The 18,840-nt window shown below is 64.6% G+C and carries 18 protein-coding genes; 4 read left to right on the top strand and 14 right to left on the bottom strand.

All coding sequences use genetic code 11. The annotated features are described in order from the left end of the window. Nucleotides 1-23: 23 nt before the first annotated feature. The 6 genes from AC2YJX_RS18375 to AC2YJX_RS18350 form a co-directional block, all read right to left on the bottom strand. The gene (locus tag AC2YJX_RS18375) at nt 24-1,217 is read right to left on the bottom strand and encodes a DUF1972 domain-containing protein (protein ID WP_487256890.1); all 1,194 of its coding nucleotides are present in this window, start codon (nt 1,215-1,217) and stop codon (nt 24-26) included. Then, nucleotides 1,214-1,759, bottom strand: a complete 546-nt coding sequence (rfbC, locus tag AC2YJX_RS18370) for a dTDP-4-dehydrorhamnose 3,5-epimerase (RefSeq protein WP_431151801.1) — start codon at nt 1,757-1,759, stop codon at nt 1,214-1,216. The genes AC2YJX_RS18375 and rfbC overlap by 4 nt, the downstream gene beginning before the upstream one ends. Before the next feature lie 6 nt (nt 1,760-1,765). Next, a complete protein-coding gene (gene rfbA / locus AC2YJX_RS18365; protein WP_055396830.1) occupies nt 1,766-2,650 on the bottom strand; it encodes a glucose-1-phosphate thymidylyltransferase RfbA in 885 nt (294 codons plus the stop codon). A 14-nt stretch (nt 2,651-2,664) separates the two neighbouring features. Further along, on the bottom strand, nt 2,665-3,555 hold the full coding sequence (gene rfbD / locus AC2YJX_RS18360) for a dTDP-4-dehydrorhamnose reductase (RefSeq protein ID WP_487256889.1): 891 nt from the start codon (nt 3,553-3,555) through the stop codon (nt 2,665-2,667). Next, entirely contained in the window at nt 3,552-4,646 is a 1,095-nt protein-coding gene (rfbB, locus tag AC2YJX_RS18355; protein WP_487256888.1) for a dTDP-glucose 4,6-dehydratase, read from the bottom strand. The genes rfbD and rfbB overlap by 4 nt, the downstream gene beginning before the upstream one ends. Nucleotides 4,647-4,757: 111 nt before the next feature. Further along, a complete protein-coding gene (locus AC2YJX_RS18350; protein WP_487256887.1) occupies nt 4,758-6,743 on the bottom strand; it encodes an SDR family oxidoreductase in 1,986 nt (661 codons plus the stop codon). A gap of 227 nt (nt 6,744-6,970) precedes the next feature. Between AC2YJX_RS18350 and AC2YJX_RS18345 the strand changes: the two genes are divergently transcribed. The 3 genes from AC2YJX_RS18345 (at nt 6,971) to AC2YJX_RS18335 (ending at nt 9,301) form a co-directional block, all read left to right on the top strand. Next, entirely contained in the window at nt 6,971-7,576 is a 606-nt protein-coding gene (locus AC2YJX_RS18345) for a phasin family protein (RefSeq protein ID WP_121507617.1), read from the top strand. Between the two features lie 229 nt (nt 7,577-7,805). Further along, nucleotides 7,806-8,468 carry a TetR/AcrR family transcriptional regulator gene (locus AC2YJX_RS18340; RefSeq protein ID WP_121422226.1) on the top strand — a complete coding sequence of 221 codons (663 nt, stop codon included), beginning with the start codon at nt 7,806-7,808 and terminating at the stop codon, nt 8,466-8,468. A gap of 56 nt (nt 8,469-8,524) precedes the next feature. After that, nucleotides 8,525-9,301, top strand: coding sequence for a tetratricopeptide repeat protein (locus AC2YJX_RS18335; protein WP_218298890.1), 777 nt, complete (start codon nt 8,525-8,527; stop codon nt 9,299-9,301). 192 nt (nt 9,302-9,493) lie between these two features. On the opposite strand, the gene AC2YJX_RS18330 is transcribed toward AC2YJX_RS18335, so the two are convergent. Further along, on the bottom strand, nt 9,494-10,261 hold the full coding sequence (locus AC2YJX_RS18330; RefSeq protein WP_055396845.1) for a type III pantothenate kinase: 768 nt from the start codon (nt 10,259-10,261) through the stop codon (nt 9,494-9,496). Nucleotides 10,262-10,441: 180 nt separating this feature from the next. Here AC2YJX_RS18330 and lysM point away from each other — a divergent pair, with 180 nt between their 5' ends. Next, nucleotides 10,442-10,927: a peptidoglycan-binding protein LysM gene (gene lysM / locus AC2YJX_RS18325; protein WP_055396847.1), complete on the top strand. Its 486-nt coding sequence runs from the start codon at nt 10,442-10,444 to the stop codon at nt 10,925-10,927. A gap of 197 nt (nt 10,928-11,124) precedes the next feature. Here the strand turns inward: lysM and AC2YJX_RS18320 are convergent, their stop codons facing one another. The 7 genes from AC2YJX_RS18320 to AC2YJX_RS18290 form a co-directional block, all read right to left on the bottom strand. Then, nucleotides 11,125-11,547, bottom strand: coding sequence for a rhodanese-like domain-containing protein (locus AC2YJX_RS18320; RefSeq protein ID WP_487256886.1), 423 nt, complete (start codon nt 11,545-11,547; stop codon nt 11,125-11,127). Nucleotides 11,548-11,684: 137 nt separating this feature from the next. Continuing rightward, the gene (locus AC2YJX_RS18315) at nt 11,685-12,644 is read right to left on the bottom strand and encodes a M48 family metallopeptidase (RefSeq protein WP_487256986.1); all 960 of its coding nucleotides are present in this window, start codon (nt 12,642-12,644) and stop codon (nt 11,685-11,687) included. An 11-nt stretch (nt 12,645-12,655) separates the two neighbouring features. Continuing rightward, nucleotides 12,656-13,432 carry a lysophospholipid acyltransferase family protein gene (locus tag AC2YJX_RS18310; RefSeq protein ID WP_228897696.1) on the bottom strand — a complete coding sequence of 259 codons (777 nt, stop codon included), beginning with the start codon at nt 13,430-13,432 and terminating at the stop codon, nt 12,656-12,658. A 65-nt stretch (nt 13,433-13,497) separates the two neighbouring features. Then, nucleotides 13,498-14,109 (bottom strand): D-glycero-beta-D-manno-heptose 1,7-bisphosphate 7-phosphatase, encoded by a 612-nt coding sequence (gene gmhB / locus AC2YJX_RS18305; RefSeq protein WP_431151795.1) that lies wholly within the window; start codon nt 14,107-14,109, stop codon nt 13,498-13,500. A 52-nt stretch (nt 14,110-14,161) separates the two neighbouring features. Further along, on the bottom strand, nt 14,162-16,303 hold the full coding sequence (gene glyS, locus AC2YJX_RS18300) for a glycine--tRNA ligase subunit beta (protein ID WP_487256885.1): 2,142 nt from the start codon (nt 16,301-16,303) through the stop codon (nt 14,162-14,164). A gap of 20 nt (nt 16,304-16,323) precedes the next feature. Continuing rightward, nucleotides 16,324-17,229, bottom strand: coding sequence for a glycine--tRNA ligase subunit alpha (gene glyQ / locus AC2YJX_RS18295; protein ID WP_008907201.1), 906 nt, complete (start codon nt 17,227-17,229; stop codon nt 16,324-16,326). A 458-nt stretch (nt 17,230-17,687) separates the two neighbouring features. Next, nucleotides 17,688-18,764: an asparaginase gene (locus tag AC2YJX_RS18290; RefSeq protein WP_487256884.1), complete on the bottom strand. Its 1,077-nt coding sequence runs from the start codon at nt 18,762-18,764 to the stop codon at nt 17,688-17,690. Nucleotides 18,765-18,840: the final 76 nt, after the last annotated feature.

The raw sequence follows: 18,840 nt of genomic DNA, 5'->3' as shown, positions 1-18,840 counted from the left end.
GGCCAATCGATGAGTCGGCTCAGTCACACGGTCCCCGTGCTGGTTGTTGCAGCGCTGTGGGGCCGGCATTCTGAAAGCATCAGCGCCTCGTAGGCATCTGCGATGCCCTCCCAGGTGTAGTGCTCCGCCACGATATCGCGGGCGCGCTGGCTTCGCTGCGGCAGCATGGCGTCCGACTGGCCAACCACCAGGTCCAGGCTGCGAGCGAGTTGCTCGGGGGTGGCAAAGTAGTCGGCCGCATCGCGTGCCACTTCGCGGTTGAACGGGTTGTCATGCGCAATGACCCAGTTTCCGCAGGCCAGTGCCTCGAGCAGCGAAGGGTTCGTCCCCCCCACCGAGTGCCCGTGCAGGTAACAGGCCGCATGTACACGCAAGCTTGCAAGCTGCCCGGTGTCGTAGATGCCCCCCACGAAACGCACGCGGTCGCTGGCATGTTGCCTCAGCAGTTGCTGGTAGGCCGTGGCACCGGACACATCCCCTACGATGACCAACGGCCAGTCACCGCCGTGCATCTCATAGCCTTGAACGATTTCAAGGATATGGTTTTCCGGCTCCGGGCGCGCCACGACCAGCATGTAGCGGCGGGGCTTCAGCCCCCAGGCAGAAAGCACGGAAGGGTCCACGTCCCGGTCCTGCACCAGTTCGGCGCCGTAGGCTATGAAGCTCGACGGAGCCCCCTTGGGATAAGTCTCGCGGAACCGCTGTGCAATGGCCTCGGCATCGGCGATGAGGCGCGTGGCCACCCGGCTGGCCACCCACTCCATACAGCGCAGGTAGATGCGTGCAACCCTCCCCCATTTGCTGCGGGCCCACTCCAGTCCGTCCACATTGATCCAGACCGGAACCCCAAAAACCCGGGGCCACCAGCAGGCCCAGGCAGCGCCATACCCCAGCATGTAGACCAGGTCGTACCCCCGCCGGGCGTCCCACAGGCAGGCACAGTCGTAGGCCAGGACCGATGCAGCTCCCCACCGGGGCCGACGTTTGTGGCGCACGCGAACACCTTGGTAGAAGGTGTCTTCGACGGACGACTCGCTGGTCTCTGCATACACAGTGACCTCGTGGCCACGCTCCACCAGGCGTATCGAGAGTTGTTCGGCAAAGGTTTCGAACCCCCCATAGCTCGCGGGGATGCCCCTGGCTCCCAACAGAGCGATCCGCAGCTTGGCAGGGCGGTCCAGAGATCCGCCCGTTGCACGCCCCTGCGCCGTCGTCAAAGGTCTGCCTCAGCGAACCAGCGCCCCGCCTGATCCTTCGCCGAAAGCTGAATGGCGGCCTCCACGGCTGGCCAGGCGATGGCAAGCTGTGGATCGTCCCAGCGAATGCAGCGCTCATGCTCCGGGCTGTAGTAGTCGGTGGTCTTGTAAAGGAAGTCAGCCGATTCGGACAACACCAGAAAACCGTGAGCAAGCCCCGGCGGCACCCAAAGCTGCCGGTGGTTGTCTTCGGTCAACAGGGCCCCCACCCACTGGCCAAAGGTGGGTGACCCCTTGCGAATATCCACCGCCACATCAAACACAGCGCCACGCACCACGCGCACGAGCTTGCCCTGCGCCCTGGGGGGCAACTGGTAGTGCAGGCCCCGCAACACACCCTGGCTGCTGCGGCTGTGGTTGTCCTGCACAAAATCGCACTGGACACCCGTGGCCTCCCGGAAGGCCTGCTGGTTGAAGCTTTCGTAGAAAAAACCACGGCTATCGCCGAACACCTTGGGCTCAAGGAGGACAACGTCTGGGATGGATTGCCGGATGGAGTGCATGGGGGATCAATAGACTTTGTCGTTCAGCAAACGCTGGAGGTACTGGCCGTAGCCGTTCTTGGCAAGAGGTTGTGCCAGGCGCTGCAACTGGGCACTGTCGATCCAGCCGGCGCGCCAGGCAATTTCCTCGGGGCAGGCAATCTTGAGGCCCTGGCGATGCTCCAGCGTCGCAATGAACTGGCTGGCCTCCAGCAGGCTTTCATGGGTGCCAGTATCCAGCCAGGCATAGCCGCGGCCCATGATCTCGACATTGAGCTGCCCCTGCTCCAGGTACAGCCGGTTCAGGTCGGTGATTTCCAGTTCGCCGCGTGGCGATGGCTTCAAGCTCCTGGCCATCTGCGCAACCTGGTTGTCGTAGAAGTAGAGGCCTGTGACGGCATAGCTGCTCTTGGGCTGAGCAGGTTTTTCCTCCAACGACAACACCTTGCCCTGGGCATCGAACTCGGCCACACCGTAGCGCTCCGGGTCGTGCACATGGTAGGCAAACACGCTGGCACCCGCAGAGCGCTGTTGAGCGTTGCCCAGCAGTTCATGGAAATCGTGCCCGTAGAAGATGTTGTCTCCCAGCACCAGGGCGCTCGGAGCCCCATCCAGAAAAGACTCCCCGATCACAAACGCCTGCGCCAGGCCGTCCGGGCTGGGCTGCACCGCGTATTGCAGGTTCAAGCCCCATTGGCTTCCATCCCCCAGCAGCTGGGCAAAACGCGGCGTGTCCTGCGGGGTGCTGATAACCAGGATGTCCCGGATGCCCGCCAGCATCAGCGTGCTGAGCGGGTAATAGATCATGGGCTTGTCGTAAACGGGCAGCAGTTGTTTGCTGATGGCCAGCGTGGCCGGGTGCAGCCGGGTGCCGGAGCCTCCTGCGAGGATGATGCCTTTGCGTTGCGTCATGGTCTGGGGTCCGTTCAGAGAATTTCCGTGAGCATGCGCGCCACGCCCTGTTGCCAATGGGGCATCTGCAAACCGAAGGTGGACTGCAGCTTGTGGGTACTCAGGCGCGAGTTGTGGGGGCGCACGGCCGGTGTGGGAAATGCGCTTGTGGGCACAGGCGCGACCTCTTTTGCTATTATTTTTGTAGCTATCTGCGCTTTCTGGGCTTGCGCCAGCACGTATATTGCATACTGATTCCAGTTGGTCTCACCCGCAGCCACGCAGTGGTACAGGCCTGCATCCTGCGGGCGCTGCTGCAGGTGGCGCAGCGCGTGGGCGGTCACATCGGCCAGCAGGTCGGCACCGGTGGGCGCACCCCATTGGTCATCAATCACCGTCAGCCGCTCACGCTCTTGCGCCAGCCGCAGCATGGTCTTGGCGAAGTTGCCGCCGCGTGCTGCGTAGACCCAGCTGGTGCGCAGGATCAGGTGTTTGGCGCCCGCCTCTGCAATGAGCTGCTCGCCTTCGAGTTTGGTGCGGCCGTAAACGCTCAGCGGGGCGGGTGTATCGGTCTCCACCCAGGGGCGGCTGCCGCTGCCATCGAAAACATAGTCCGTGCTGTAGTGCACAAGCCAAGCACCCAGCTTCGCGGCCTCCTGCGCAAGGGCTCCGGGCGTGGTGGCATTGAGGGTGCGGGCAAACTCGGCTTCGCTCTCAGCTTTGTCCACGGCCGTGTGGGCGGCGGCATTGACGATGACATCGGGGCGCAGGGCGCGCACCGTATCAGCCACGCCGGCGGGGTTGGAAAAGTCACCGCAGTGCTCGGTGCTATCGAAGTCCAACGCCGTGACGGAGCCCAGCACCGACAGGCTGCGCTGCAGCTCCCAGCCGACCTGGCCACCCTTGCCAAACAGCAGGATGTTCATGCAGTGACGCCCGTCACAGCCGCAGCGGAGGCCTCCTGCGCATACTGGGTCTGCACCCAGTCGCGGTAGGCGCCGGTCTGCACGCTGGCCACCCAGTCCGCATGGTCCAGGTACCACTGCACGGTCTTGCGGATGCCGGTGTCGAAGGTCTCGGCGGGCTTCCAGCCCAGCTCGCGCTCGATCTTGCGGGCGTCGATGGCGTAGCGGCGGTCGTGGCCCGGACGGTCTTTCACATAGGTGATCTGGGTGCGGTAGCTTTGGCCGTCAGCACGGGGGCGCAGCTCGTCGAGCAGGTTGCAGACCATGTTCACGATCTCGATGTTGGGCTTCTCGTTCCAGCCCCCCACGTTGTAGGTCTCACCGGGCGCGCCGGCCTCCAGCACGCGGCGGATGGCGCTGCAGTGGTCCTTGACGTACAGCCAGTCGCGCACCTGCATGCCATCGCCATACACGGGCAGGCTCTTGCCAGCCAACGCGTTGACGATCATCAGCGGGATCAGCTTTTCGGGGAAGTGGTAGGGCCCGTAGTTGTTGCTGCAGTTGGTGGTGAGCACCGGCAGGCAGTAGGTGTGGTGCCAGGCGCGCACCAGGTGGTCGCTGGCGGCCTTGCTGGCGCTGTAAGGGCTGTTGGGCTCAAAGCCACGCGTCTCGGCGAAGGCCGGGTCGGTGGGGGCCAGCGATCCGTAGACCTCGTCGGTGGACACATGCAGGAAGCGGAAGGCGGCACGTTCGCCCTCGGGCAGCGCGCTCCAGTAAGCACGCACGGCCTCCAGCAGGCGGAACGAGCCCACGATGTTGGTCTGGATGAAATCCTCGGGACCATGGATGGAGCGGTCCACATGCGATTCGGCCGCGAAATTAACCACGGCGCGCGGCTTGTGCTCAGCCAATAGGCGGGCCACCAGGGCGGTGTCGCCGATGTCGCCCTGCACAAAGATGTGGCGCGCGTCGCCCTGCACGCTGTCCAGGTTGTGCAGGTTGCCCGCGTAGGTGAGCTTGTCGAGGTTGACCACGGGCTCGCTGGAGGCAGCAAGCCAGTCAAGAACGAAGTTGGCGCCGATGAAACCCGCGCCGCCAGTAACCAGAATCATAGGGAGGGCCGTGTGAAATGCCTGCTCGGCAGAACCCACGATTATCCCACCCCGCCCGGCCCCCGGGTAACAGAGTTCAACGCGGGTATTTCTGCCCGGGCCGGCGGGTCATCAGAAGTGGATGCCTCGCATCATCTGCTGCAGCGCCACGGCCTCGGCCGACAGCTGCGGCTTGGCGTCCTTGCTGCCCTTGGCGGCGGTGGAGTCCGGGAACATGCGAAAGCTCGTGTTCATGGTGATCTGCGCCACGCGTGGCACCAGCGCGTGCAGCAGCTGGCCGGTGATGCCCAGCCGCGTGGCGATGCGCACCGGCTTGAAGATGCAGGCCTGGGCGATCATGTCCGCCGCCTCCTCGGGGCTCAGCGTGGGCACGTTGTTGTAGATCTTGGTGGGCGCAATCATGGGCGTGCGCACCAGGGGCATGTTGATGGTGGTGAAGGTGATGCCCTGGTCGGCAAACTCGCTGGAGGCACAGCGCGTCCACGCGTCCAGTGCCGCCTTGCTGGCCACATAGGCCGAAAAGCGGGGCGCATTGGTCAGCACGCCGATGGAGCTGATGTTGACCACATGGCCCTTGCGCTTAGCCACCATGCCGGGCAGAAAGCCCATGGTCACGCGCAGGCAGCCGAAATAGTTGAGCTGCATGGTGCGCTCGTAGTCGTGGAAGCGGTCGTAGCTCGACTCGATGGCGCGGCGGATGGAGCGGCCCGCGTTGTTGATGAGGAAGTCCACACCGCCGTGGTTGTCGATGAGCAACTGCACAAAACGGTCGCAGTCGGTCATGTCGGCAATGTCCGCCGAGTAAGCGATGAATTGGTAGCCCTTGGCCTTGGCCTCCGAGCACGCCTCGTCGAGCTTGTCCTGGTCACGCCCGCAGATGATGGTGGTCGCACCCGCCTCAGCAAACTTGTGCGCTGCCGCCAGCCCAATGCCGGACGATCCGCCGGTGATCAGCACCACCTTGCCAGCCACCGTGCCCTTGAGCGTGCGATCGATGAACAGCTCGGGGTCCAAATTGCGCTCCCAGTAGTCCCACAGCCGCCAGGCGTAGTCCTTGAGATTGGGGCATGTGACGCCGGAGCCCTTGAGCGCGGCCAACGTTTCGCGGCAATCAAAGCGCGTGGGGTAGTTCACGAAGGTGAGCATGTCCTCGGGCAGGCCCAGGTCCTTCATCACCGCGTTGCGCACCCGGCGCACGGGCGCCAGCGCCATCAGGCTTTTCTTCACGCTCTTGGGAATGAAGCCCAGCAGCGCAGCGTTGACGAACAGGTTCATGCGCGGTGCATGGGCGGCGCGGCTGAAGATGTCGAGCACATCGCCCACGCGGTAGCCCACCGGGTCCACCAGGTGGTAGCACTTCTTGCCGATGTCCTTCTGGTGGCTGATGACGTTGAGCGCGTTCACCACAAAGTCCACGGGCACGATGTTCACGCGCCCGCCCTCCAGGCCCACCGTGGGCATCCAGGGCGGCAGCAGCTGGCGCAGGCGCTGGATGAGCTTGAAGAAGTAGTAGGGGCCGTCGATCTTGTCCATCTCGCCGGTCTGGCTGTCACCCACCACCATGGCCGGGCGGTACACCGTCCAGGGCACCTTGCAGTCTTGGCGCACGATCTTTTCGCTCTCGTGTTTGGTCTGGAAGTACGGGTGGTCCAGGCCCTCGGCTTCCTCGAACATGTCTTCGCGGAACACGCCTTCGTACAGACCTGCGGCCGCGATGGAGGAGACATGGTGGAAGTGCCCGGCATCAATCGCCTTGGCCAGGTCCACCGTGTTGCGCGTTCCCTCGATGTTCACGGCCACCTGGGTTTCCTCGTCCGCACCCAGGTCGTAGACGGCAGCGAGGTGGTAGAAGTGGTCGATCTGGCCCTTGAGCTTCTTGACGTCTTCCGCCGCCACGCCCAGCTTCTTGGCGGTAAGGTCGCCAAACACGGGAATCGCACGCGTGGGCCCTACGCCCCAGAAGCTGCGCAGGTCGGCCACCTTGTCCGCACTTTCCTTGCGGATCAGGAAATGCACCACCGCCCCCTTGCGCTCCAGCAGCTTCTTGACCAGCCGCTTGCCAATGAACCCCGTTGCCCCCGTCACGAAATACTGCATGGATAACTCCTCTGAGATAGCTTCATTCTTGCCCAAGGCCTGCGCGCACCGATTCAGCAGAAACCCGCGCCGATGCTAGGCGGCCAGCGAACGCCCCCGCTAGATGGCACGCTCTACATTTTTAGGAGCGCGCGCCTACACCTGTCGCGCCGTGCGGCGTACAGTGCGGCCATGCGTCGAAGGCAACCCGCCCCGGCAAACCCAACCAACCGCACCACGGAGGCCTTATGGTCAAGAAACTGCAGAAACTCAGCGCTGACAAGAAAAAGAGCAACGCCCAACTGTCCAGCACCGTCAAGGACTCCGCCCAGCAGATCTGGCTGGCAGGCCTGGGTGCCTTCTCCAAGGCGCAGGAAGAAGGCGGCAAGGTGTTTGAAGCCCTGGTCAAGGAAGGCCTGACCATCCAGCGCAAGACCCAGGCGGTGGCCGAAGAAAAGATCACCGAAGCCACCAGCCGCGTGACCACCATGGCCAGCGACATCGGCTCCAAGGCCCAGGGCCAGTGGGACAAGCTCGAAAACATCTTTGAAGACCGCGTGGCCAAGGCCCTCGCCAAGCTGGGAGTGCCCTCGGCCCGCGACCTGGAAGCCCTGAGCGCCCGTGTGGACGCCCTGGCCAAGGGCAGCAAGGCTGCACCCGCCAAAGCTGCTGCCAAGGCAGCCGCCAAACCCGCAGCCAAGGCTCCCGCCAAGAAGGCAGCGGCAAAGAAGGCGGCTCCTGCAAAGGCAGCCGCCAAGCCCGCTACCAAGGCCCCCGCCAAGAAGGCTGCGGCCAAAAAGACCGCGACACGTGCTGCTGCCGACGCAGCCACCAGCACGCCATCGGCCAGCTGATCACGGCTTGCTACCGGCAAGCACCCAGCCCGCTCCAAGCGGTCCACGCGCCAAGGCGTTTGGACCGCTTTTCTTTTTTTGGTGAAACCCATGAAGTGCGCTACAAGCAGCCTAGGTACTGCATACGCACCCCAAGTTCATGTCGCACTGCAGCATGACCGCGTGGGTTAGAGTAGCCATCAGAGACAACGCAACAACGACGCCAAACGACGCGAAGGGGCCCGCACACATGGTGAAGAAAGCGCCACGCCGCACCGCAGAACGCATTCTGGAAGTGACGCTGGACCTGTTCAACCGGTTCGGTGAGCCCAACGTCTCCACCACCCTGATCTCGGCCGAGCTGCGCATCAGCCCCGGCAACCTGTACTACCACTACCCGGCCAAGGACGAGCTGATCAACGCGCTGTTTGATCGCTACGAAACCTCGCTGACCGAACTGCTGGCCGCAGCAGATGGTGTGCGCAATGTGGAGGACGCCTGGTTCTTCATGCACTCGCTGTTCGAGCTGATCTGGCAGTACCGTTTCCTGTACCGCGATCTCAACGACCTGCTGTCCAAGAACCGGCGCCTGGAAACCCACTTCCAGGCCATCCTCAAGAACAAGACCCGCGCAGTGCGCGCCATGCTCGACGGTATGGGCCGCGCAGATGCACTGCACATCGACTCGCGCGAACTGGAGGCCACCGCCACCAGCATGGTCGTGGTGCTCACTTACTGGCTGAGCTTCGAATACGTGCGCGACCCACGCCGTGCACTGGAGCCCGAAAGCGCCCAGGCCGCGCTGCTGCGCGGAGCCCACCATGTGCTGAACCTGCTCATGCCCTACCTCGAAAGCGGCCAGCGCGCCCACCTGCTGCAGCTGGTCGGCGCCTACGCACCAGCGCCAGGCTGATACACGGCCCACCCGCCACAGACACCCACCAGCAAGAACTTCCGGAGACACACACCATGGCCAAATGGACCCCCTTCCCCCACGCCGGCGACTACCAATTTGACGCTGCGAGCGTCAAGAAGCATTGGGCACGACTGCATGGCGGTGATGCCGAACCCTGCCCCAAGGACGCTGCCGCGCTGGAAGCCTGGGCGCTGTTCCACAACGGTGATTTTGAGAAAGCTGCGGCAGCGGGCCTGGCTGCCGGTGGCGCGGGTCTCACTGCCGCCAACAAGGCCACCTCCATCTATGCCAACTACCTGGAGCCGAAGGAGAAGGCGCGCCTGGACCTGTTCATGCAGGTGGCCGAACGGGCGGAGGCCCAGGCCGCCAAGGAGCCCGACAACGCCAACGCCTGGTACTGGCATGCCTACGCACTGGGCCGCTACAGCCAGGGCATCAGCGTGGCCAAGGCGCTGGCGCAGGGCTTGGGTGGCAAGGTGAAGGACTCGCTGGAGAAGGCCATTGCCCTGTCGCCCAAACACGCCGATGCGCGCATTGCGCTGGGCGCCTTCCATGCCGAGGTGATCGACAAGGTGGGCTCGCTGATTGGCGGCATGACCTATGGCGCCAAGAAGGACACGGGCCTCAAGCTGTTTCAGGAAGCCCTCAAGCTCAACCCGGGATCGGCCATCGCGATGATCGAGTACGCCAATGCGCTCGTCATGCTGGAGGGCGACAAGAAAATGCAGGAAGCTACCGCGCTCTACGAAAAGGCCGCCGCCGCTGAACCCATGGATGCCATGGAGCGGCTGGATGTAGAGATGGCGCGGGCTGAACTGGAAGAAGAGTAAGAGGCATCCCCCTGAGCGGCTTTGCCGCTTCCCCCTTCTCTCGACTGGCTACGCCATTCGGGAAGGGGGACGACACCCTCGCTGCGGGACGGCCCTTGCTCGGTGTCTCTGGCTTGCGCAGCGCCAGTTTTGCACAGAGGTTTGCAGTAGATTGCCGTGTCGCGCTGCTATGGATGCGGAGCTCAAAAGCCCTCAGCCCCCAAACCGCTGCGCGGCAATCTCCAGCAGGCCGTCAAAAATCAGGTTGTCCACCAGCTCGAACGGCCGTGTCATGCTGGGCGCCATCTTCCAGCCTGCGCCGCCGGTCATGATGCAGGCGGGCTCCTGGCCACAGTGCTGCAGCAGGTGCTGGTACATCCGCTCCACAGCTCCAGCGATGGCGTAGGTGCCGCCGCTGGTCAGTGCATCGCTGGTGTTGGTGGGAAACGGGCGCACCTCACCCGTGGGCACATGCAGGCCGGCGGTGCCCGATTCGAGCGCGCGCAGCATGATGCCGTGGCCGGGCAGGATCAGGCCGCCCATGAAGCGGCCCTCGGTGTCGATGCACTCCACCGTCACCGCCGTGCCCACCATCACCACCACCAGCGGCCGCGCCGGGCCACGTGCCAACACATGGTGGCGCGCGCCGATCATGGCCACCCAGCGGTCCGAGCCCAGGCGCGAGGGATGGTCGTAGCCGTTGGTGAGCCCCGCCTCCTGCGCCGAGGACACCACCCACGAGGGGGTGACGTCCCAGATTTCCATCTGCTCTTGCACGCGGCGTTTGACGGCATCGCCCGCCACCACGCAGCCCAGCATGCGCTCCGGGTGGGGCAGCGACTCCCAGCTACCTTCAGCCAGGCGGTCGATGTGGTCGAGAAACTCGGCGCCATGCGCAATGAGCGCAGCCCCGGGGCGGGGAGCGTCGTACAACGCCCATTTGAGACGGGTGTTACCGACGTCGATGGCCAGAAAAGTCATGCGGCGGATTATCCCGAGTTTTGCGATGCCCCCCTGCCTGAGGGCGACAGCCCCGGGCTGCACCACCCCTGCCCGCCCACAAATTGTGAAAAATCGTGTCGCGCCCGTGTCCGACACGACGCAGCCGCCCATTGCCGCTACAGTGGTCCTTCCTGTTTCTGCAACATTAGGAGGTACGACATGGGTCTTTTCAGTTTCATCAAGGAAGCCGGCGAAAAGCTGTTCGGCGGCAAAGAAGCACAGGCCGCCACGGCAGCAGCCCCCACGCAAGATGAACTCAACGCCAAGGCATCCAAGGCCATCGAGACCTACATCGCGTCCCAGAACCTGGGCGCCAGCAATGTGCAGGTGGCCTTTGAAGGACCGGAAGGCAAAGTCACCGTGAAGGGCACAGCCCCTACGCAGGCGGCCAAGGAAAAAGTCACCCTGTGCTGCGGCAATGTGGCCAGCGTGACCAGCGTCGAGAACCTGATGGATGTGACCAACCCCGAGCCCGAAGCCCAGTACCACGACGTGGTGCGCGGCGACACTCTGAGCGCCATTGCCAAGAAGTTCTATGGCGACGCCAACAAGTACCCCGTGATCTTCGAGGCCAACAAGCCGATGCTGAGCCACCCCGACAAGATCTATCCCGGCCAGAAACTCCGAATCCCGCAGGCGAAGTAACCCCCTGAGTCGCCTGCGGCGCCTTCCCCCAAGGGAAACACACCCGGCGGCCCGGCAAAGCCGGTTCCACGGGTGCACTGGCCTGAGTCGGGGGTGTACCGACGCCCGAGACAAACGGAACGCCGGGGCAAGTCAAGCTTTAGAGCCAGCTGCCAGCGCTTATCTATAAAGCGCTGGCAGCTATTTTTTTGGGAGCATCAACCCTGCTTCCACGGCAGACCGTGAAAACGCCAGCCGCCCTTTTTGCCACGCTGGCCCTGCGCATCGGCGTCGCCCTCAAAACCTTCCAGGATGTTGTAGGCCGTGATGCCCAGCTCAGTAGCGCGGCGCGCGGCGGCGATGGAGCGCACGCCGCTGCGGCAAAGCAGCACAGCCCGGGCGCCCTCAGGCACGGCCGTGCGCATCTGCGCATCAAAATCCGCGTTCATGGCCATGCCCGGCCACTGCTTCCACGCCACGGCGATGGCGCCGGGCACCTGCCCCACCCATTCCCGCTCGGCGTCGCTGCGCACATCCACCAGCACCGCCTGGCCGGCCTGTACCCACTGCCAGGCCTGCTGGGGCGTCACGTCACCGGCATAGCCGTCGGCGGGAGAAACGGAGGAGAGCGTATTTGTCATGGTTTGGATCCTTTCTGGGCACTAGGCAAAACGTTTGAACTGGGCGCGACCAGTGCGAGGGACGCAAGCCAAGGGCCGCCCCGCAGCGAGGGCGTCGTCCCCCTAGGGGGAAGGCGCCGCAGGCGACTCAGGGGGATTCACCACAAAGGCGCGGGCTCATCCCGCAAGCGGTTGCGCAGCTGCGCATAGTCGGGCACCACGGTGGCCACGGTGTCCCAGAAGCGCGGACTGTGGTCCATCACGCGCAGGTGGGCCAGTTCGTGCGCCACCACGTAGTCGATGATAGCTGGGCGATAGTGCAGCAGGCGCCAGTTCAGGCGGATGGAGCCGTCGGCCTTGGCACTGCCCCAGCGGGTGTTGGCGCTCGACAGGCGCAGGCTGGCCCAGCGCACGCCCAAGAGCGGAGCAAAGTGATCCAGCCGCTCGGTGAAGTGGCGGCGCGCGTCGCGCATGAGCCAGGCCTGCACGGCGTCGCGGATCTGCGCGGGGCTGGCGCTGTGAGGCAGGCCGATGTGCAGGCTGTGTGGCACCACATCCGTGCCCGCCACCAGCGCACCGCCTTTGCCCGCAAAACCGTGGCTCGGGTCCAGCACCACGGTCAAAGGCTCGCCCAGATAGGGCAACACGGCGCCATCGGCCCAGACAATACGACCGCCTTCCATGCGCTGGTGGCGCTCGCGCGCCTCAGACAGCTTGCGCAGGATCCATTCGGACTTCTCGCGCAGCGCAGAATCCACGCCCGACAGGGTGACCCAGCTGGGCGCACGTACCGACAGTCCATCGGCCCCCACGGTAAAGCCGATGGTGCGGCGCCGCGCGCGCTGCAACGCATAGGCCACGACGGCATCGCCCAGCAGCACTTCGCGGCTGGCCTGCGGGTGGCGGAATTCGGCCGGAGACAGCAGAGATGGCAGCGGTACAGCAGGTGCAGCAGGCCGATTCACTACTGTTTTAGGAGCTACTGGCGCTTTCCCATCCAGCGCTGGGGGCAGTTTTGACTTGGAATCTGCAGCCTTCACCCCCGGCGCCGCAGCCGGTCCTGCCGGTGCGACCGGCGGGTCGAAAAAGTCGAGCGCCAACTGCACAAGCCGCTGCATCACGCTGTGGCCTACTTCTCACCCGCCTTGGCGTGCGGGGGGATGACCACGGCTGGGTACGCATCAGGATCCAGGCGGCGCATCTCGGCCTCGATCCATGCCTCCACTTCGCGCATCAGCTCGTCGGGCTTGCGGCCTACGCTGGAAATGGGCTTGCCGATGGACACATCCACCACGCCCGGGCGCTTGATGAACGCCTTGCGCGGCCAGACCTTGGCGGACGTCACAGCAATTGGCACCACTGGCGCGCCGGTGTCGATGGCCAGGCGGGTGCCGCCGGTCTTGTAGTTGCCCTTTTGCCCACGCTCAATGCGCGTGCCTTCGGGGAACATGATGATCCAGATGCCCTGGGCCAACAGGTCTTTGCCCTGCTGCACCACCTTGTGGAAGGCCTGGGTGCGCTGATCGCGGTCGATGTGGATCATGTCGAGGCGGCCGATGGCCCAGCCGAAGAACGGCACACGCAGCAGCTCCTTCTTGAACACATAGGCCAGGGGGCGCGGCATGATCGCGGGCATCAGAAAGGTCTCGTACGTGGACTGGTGCTTGACCAGCAGCACCGCCCCCGCGTTCTCGCCCTGCGGCAGGTTCTCCATGCCGATCACGTTGGCGCGGATGCCCAGGATCACGCGGGCACCGCTGATGCACAGTGACAGCCACGCGCGGGCGATGCGGTACAGCGGCTTGCCGCGCACGCCCAGCAGCGTGCCCAGCATGATGGTCAGCGCATAGGGCACCACAGTGATGCCCATCCAGAGAAGGTGAATGACGGAACGGATAAAGGCCATTTTGATGGTCATTTTGGCCGCCAGCGCTTATCTATCAAGCGCTAACAGCTATTAAAGTAATAGCATCAGACAGCGGCACCACCAGGCGCTGGCAGGGGTGTCGCCGCCAGGGGTGCCGCAGCGGGCTGCACAGCAGGCAAAAGCTGGTCCACAAAATCACCCAGGCTGGCATGCACGCGCGTGCCCGGCGGAACCCCCGCTGGCAAGGGGCCACCCGGGTGTACCTGCGCCGACTGCCCCGTGCACACCAGGTGCAGCTGTGCGCCCAGTGCGGCGCCTGCCTGCAGGTGCGCGGTGCAGCTGCCCACCACCTGCACATCCTCACGCTCCACCCCATAGCGGTCACTGATCTGCTCCAGCAGGCCGGGGGCGGGCTTGCGGCACGCACACTCCTCATCGGCCGCGTGGGGGCAGTAGAAAACGGCATCAATGCGCCCGCCCACCGCCGCCACCTGACGGTGCATCTTGGCGTGGATGGCGTTGAGCGCCACCACATCAAACAAGCCCCGGCCCAGGCCCGGCTGGTTGGTGGCCACCACCACATGCCAGCCCGCATGGTTGAGGCGCGCAATGGCTTCGAGTGCGCCCGGCACGGCGGTCCACTCGTCGGCAGCGGTGACGTAGTCGTCCGCCAGCGGATTGAGGGTGCCGTCGCGGTCGAGGATGGCGAGTTTCATAGGAGGGGTTTACCTTGTGAGAACCGCCAGCCTAGCAGCTTGTGCAAACCGGTCAAACCGCCAGGCGGGACAGGTCGGCCACGCGGTTCATCGCGTTGTGCAGCATCTTGAGCAGGCCCAGGCGATTCATCCGCACATCCAGTTGCTCGGCGTTGACCATCACATCGTCAAAGAACGCGTCCACCGGCGCACGCAGCACGGCCAGGGTCTGCAGGCTGGCGGTGTAGTCGCCAGCGTCGAACTGCGCATTGGCCTCGGGCACGAAGCGCTGCAGCGCAGCGTAGAGGTCCTGCTCGGCTTTTTCCTGCAGCAGCTCGGGGTTCACGTGCGCGTCCACCGGGCCTTCGACCTCGGCCTTCTTGAGGATGTTGCCCACGCGCTTGTTGGCGGCGGCAAGGGCGGGGCTTTCGGGCAAGGCGGCGAAGGCGCGCACTGCGGCGAGTTGTTTTTCGACCAAGGCCAGACGCTGCGGGCGCAGGGCTAGCACCGCGTCGACTTCCTGGGCGCTGTAGCCTTGCTCACGCAGGCTGCCGGCGAGGCGGTCGTAGATGAAGTCGGCCAGGGCCGCTGAAGCATCGGTGATCTTGTCGCCAAAGGCGGGCACTGCACCAGCCAGAAGCGCATTCATCTCCAGCGGCAGATCCTTCTCGACCAGCATGCGGATCACGCCAAGCGCGTGGCGGCGCAGCGCAAACGGATCGCGGTCGCCCGTGGGCAGGTTGCCGATGCCGAACATACCGACCAGGGTTTCGAGCTTGTCGGCCAGGGCCACCACGACGCCTGCGGTGTTGCGCGGCAGCGCGTCGCCCGCAAAACGCGGCTTGTAGTGGTCTTCGATCGCGTGCGCCACGGTCTCGCCCAGGCCGTCGTTCAGGGCGTAGTAGCCGCCCATGATGCCCTGCAGCTCGGGGAACTCGCCCACCATGTCGGTCACAAGGTCGGTCTTGGCCAGTTGCGCGGCCAGGTCGGCATCGGCCACCAGAGCAGCGTCGCCCAGTGGCGTGGCAATGGCCTTGGCAATGGCCCGCACGCGCTCCACGCGTTCACCCTGCGTGCCTAGCTTGTTGTGGTACACGACCTTACCCAGACCCTCGACGCGCGAGGCCAGAGTCTTCTTGCGGTCCTGATCAAAGAAAAACTTGGCATCGGCCAAACGGGGGCGCACCACACGCTCGTTGCCGCCGGTCACAAAGCTCGTGTCTTCGGGGCTGATGTTGCTGACCACCAGGAACTTGTTGGTGAGCTTGCCTGCGGCGTCCAGCAGCGGGAAGTACTTCTGGTTGGCCTTCATCGTGAGGATGAGGCACTCTTGTGGCACGCCCAGGAACTGCTCTTCAAACTGGCAGATGACCACGTTGGGCCGCTCGACCAGTGCGGTCACTTCGTCCAGCAGCGCCTCGTCTTCAATGGGGCGGGCGCCATTGCCCACCTTCGCAGCAGCAGCGGCCAGCTGGCGCGCGATCTCGGCCTTGCGCTCGGCAAAGCTGGCGATCACGGCGCCATCCTTCTTCAGCGTGGCGGCGTAGCTGTCGGCATCGGCCAGCACCACGGGCGACACGGCGGCTTCAAAACGGTGGCCGGTGGTGCTGTTGCCAGCGGTCAGACCCAGCGCCTTCACGGGCACCACCGTGCTGCCATGCAGCGCGACCAGGCCGTGTGCGGGGCGCACAAAGTTCACGCTGGTCCAGCCGGGCAGCTCGCAGTCGGTTTCAAGCTGGTAGCTCATCACCTTGGGGATGGGGAGCTTGGCGATGGCTTCATCCAGCGCCTTTTGCAGGCCCGCCGCCAACGTGGCACCGGCCACCACGCTGTCGTAAAACAGGGCTTCGGCCTTGCCGTCCTGCGCGCGCTTCAAGGCAGCCACAGCGGCTGCGGGGTTGGACACATCGGCGCCCAGCGCCTGCAGCTTTTTCAGCAGTGCGGGCGTGGCGTTGCCGTCAGCCTGAAGGCCCACAGTCACGGGCATCAGCTTTTGCTGTACGGCCTTGTCGGCGGCCTTGTCGGCCACGGCGGTCACATGCGCGGCCAGGCGGCGGGGCGAGGCGAACGGAGTGACCACCGACGCGGCGGACGCCAGGCCCAGGGCCTTGAGCTGATCGCCCAGTACCGATGCAAAGGCATCGCCCAGCTTCTGCAGCGCCTTGGGGGGCAGTTCTTCGACAAACAGTTCAACGAGGAGGTTTTGGGTCGTCATGTTCTTGTTCTTTCGCTCGTTCACGCTGCCTTTTTGACCATCTGTTCCACCCACTCGCGCGGCGCCATGGGGAAGCCCAGGCGCTCGCGGCTTTCGTAGTAGCTCTGCGCCACGGCGCGGGCCAGGTTGCGGATGCGGCCGATGTAGGCAGCGCGTTCCGTCACGCTGATGGCGCCACGGGCATCCAGCAGGTTGAAGCTGTGTGCGGCCTTGAGCACCTGCTCATACGCGGGCAACGCCAGCTGCTGCTCCATCAGGTACTTGGCCTGCTTTTCGTGCGCGTTGAAGGCGGTGAACAAAAAGTCCGCGTCGCTGTGCTCGAAGTTGTAGGTGGACTGCTCCACCTCGTTTTGCTTGTACACGTCGCCGTAGCTCAGGGTGTCGGTCCACTTGAGGTTGTAGACGTTGTCCACGCCCTGAAGGTACATGGCCAGGCGCTCCAGGCCATAGGTGATCTCACCCGTGGCAGGCTTGCAGTCGATGCCGCCCACCTGCTGGAAGTAGGTGAACTGCGTGACTTCCATGCCGTTGAGCCAGACCTCCCAGCCCAGGCCCCAGGCGCCGAGCGTGGGGTTCTCCCAGTCGTCTTCGACAAAGCGGATGTCGTTCTTTTTCAGGTCGAAGCCCAGGGCTTCGAGGCTGCCCAGGTACAGCTCCAGGATGTTGGCCGGTGCGGGCTTGAGCACCACCTGGTACTGGTAGTAGTGCTGCAGGCGGTTGGGGTTCTCGCCGTAGCGGCCGTCCTTGGGGCGGCGGCTGGGCTGCACGTAGGCGGCCTTCCAGGGCTCGGGGCCGATGGCTCGCAGGAAGGTGGCGGTGTGCGATGTGCCGGCGCCCACTTCCATGTCATAGGGTTGCAAAAGGGCGCAACCCTGCGCGTCCCAGTAGGACTGCAGCTTCAAAATGATTTGCTGGAATGTCAACATGGCGTCTTTGGCTGAGGCACTGGCAAGCCAGGGCCGAGCAAGTAAGGGGAAAAAGAAGAAAAGGCGGTGCGGATGCCAGCCCCGGCGCCTGCCACCCCAAAGGTAGCAAGGACGGGCCTCGCGCGCGCAAACCAGTGATTTTACGGCGCGCAGCCGCACGTGCTGCGGCAGCGCCAGCAACATCGGCCCGCGCCCATGAAAAAAGGCCGGAGCCCTTTTGGAGCACCAGCCTTCCCAACCAGTCACGCAGGCTATAGCCCGTTGCGTACCAGTGACCACCTTTGCGGGTAGCCCGTCGGCGCACGTGTTGTGCGCCAAGTCAAATCAACTATCCATCGCACTGGCCGGAGCGCCACCACAGGGCGCTGCCTGGGCGAGTGCCCCCGCGCAAGGGCCGCCCCGCCGCGCTGGGGGCGTCCCCCTTCAGGGGGGAGGCGCGCAGCGCCTCAGGGGGTGCTTCAATACTCCCAGAAGATGCGCTGCAGTTCCTTGCTGTCATTGGTCTTGGTGAGGGCCACCATGGCCAGGATGCGGGCCTTTTGGGGGCGCAGGTCGTGGGCCACCACCCAGTCGTACTTGTCGTCGGGCTGCTCGGCATTGCGCAGCACAAAACCGTCGGGCACGCGGGCCGAGCGAACAATCTGCACGCCCGCAGCACGCAGTGCCTTGAGCGAATCCACCGCCTGTGCGGCTACCGAGCCGTTGCCCGTGCCGGCGTGGATCAGCGCCTTCACGCCCGCCTTGCCGTAGGCTTCAATGCCCGTGGTGTTCATGTTGCTGTAGCCATAGACGATGTCCACGGCGGGCAGGGCCTTGATGTCGTCGATATTGAACTCCGACTGCATGGTGTGGCGCTTGACCGGCGCGCGGAACCAGTAGTTCTTGCCTTCCACCACCATGCCCAGCGGGCCCCACTGGCTCTTGAAGGCCTCGGTCTTGATGTTGATGGTCTTGCTCACGTCGCGACCGCTCTGGATCTCGTCGTTCATCGTGACCAGCACGCCCTTGCCGGCAGCGTCCTTGCTGGCGGCCACGGTCACGGCGTCGTACAGGTTCAGCGCGCCGTCGGCCGACAGGGCCGTGCCGGGGCGCATGGAGCCCACCACCACGATGGGCTTGTTGGTGCGCACGGTGAGGTTCAGGAAGTACGCGGTTTCTTCCAGCGTGTCGGTGCCGTGGGTGATGACGATACCGTCCACATCGGCCTGCTTGGACAGGGCAGAGACGCGCTGGCCGAGGCGCAGCAGGTGCTCGTTGGTGAAGCTTTCAGACGCGATCTGGAACACCTGCTCACCGGACACCTTGGCCACATTGGCCAGCTCGGGCAGGCCTGCCAGCAGTTTATCGACCGGCACCTTGGCAGCAGCGTAGGTGGCGCTGTTGGCGGCCGAGGCGCCAGCACCTGCAATGGTGCCGCCGGTGGCCAGCACCACCACATTGGGCTTGGCAGCCTGGGCCATGGCCACAGCGGACGCGGCCGACAGCAGCAGGCCAGCAAGCCAGCGGCTGGCAGTGGGGGAGGAAGAAATGCGCATGAGGGTGTCTCCTGGTTTTTTTGGGGTTGGCGACGCGCGTTGCGCCGCTCTTTGCAAAACCCGCCCGTGAAGCGGT

It is taken from the genome of Acidovorax sp. SRI_002 (assembly GCF_057586455.1).
The sequence above is the reverse complement of the archived record's forward strand: the minus strand, read 5'-3'. Positions and strand labels throughout refer to the sequence as shown.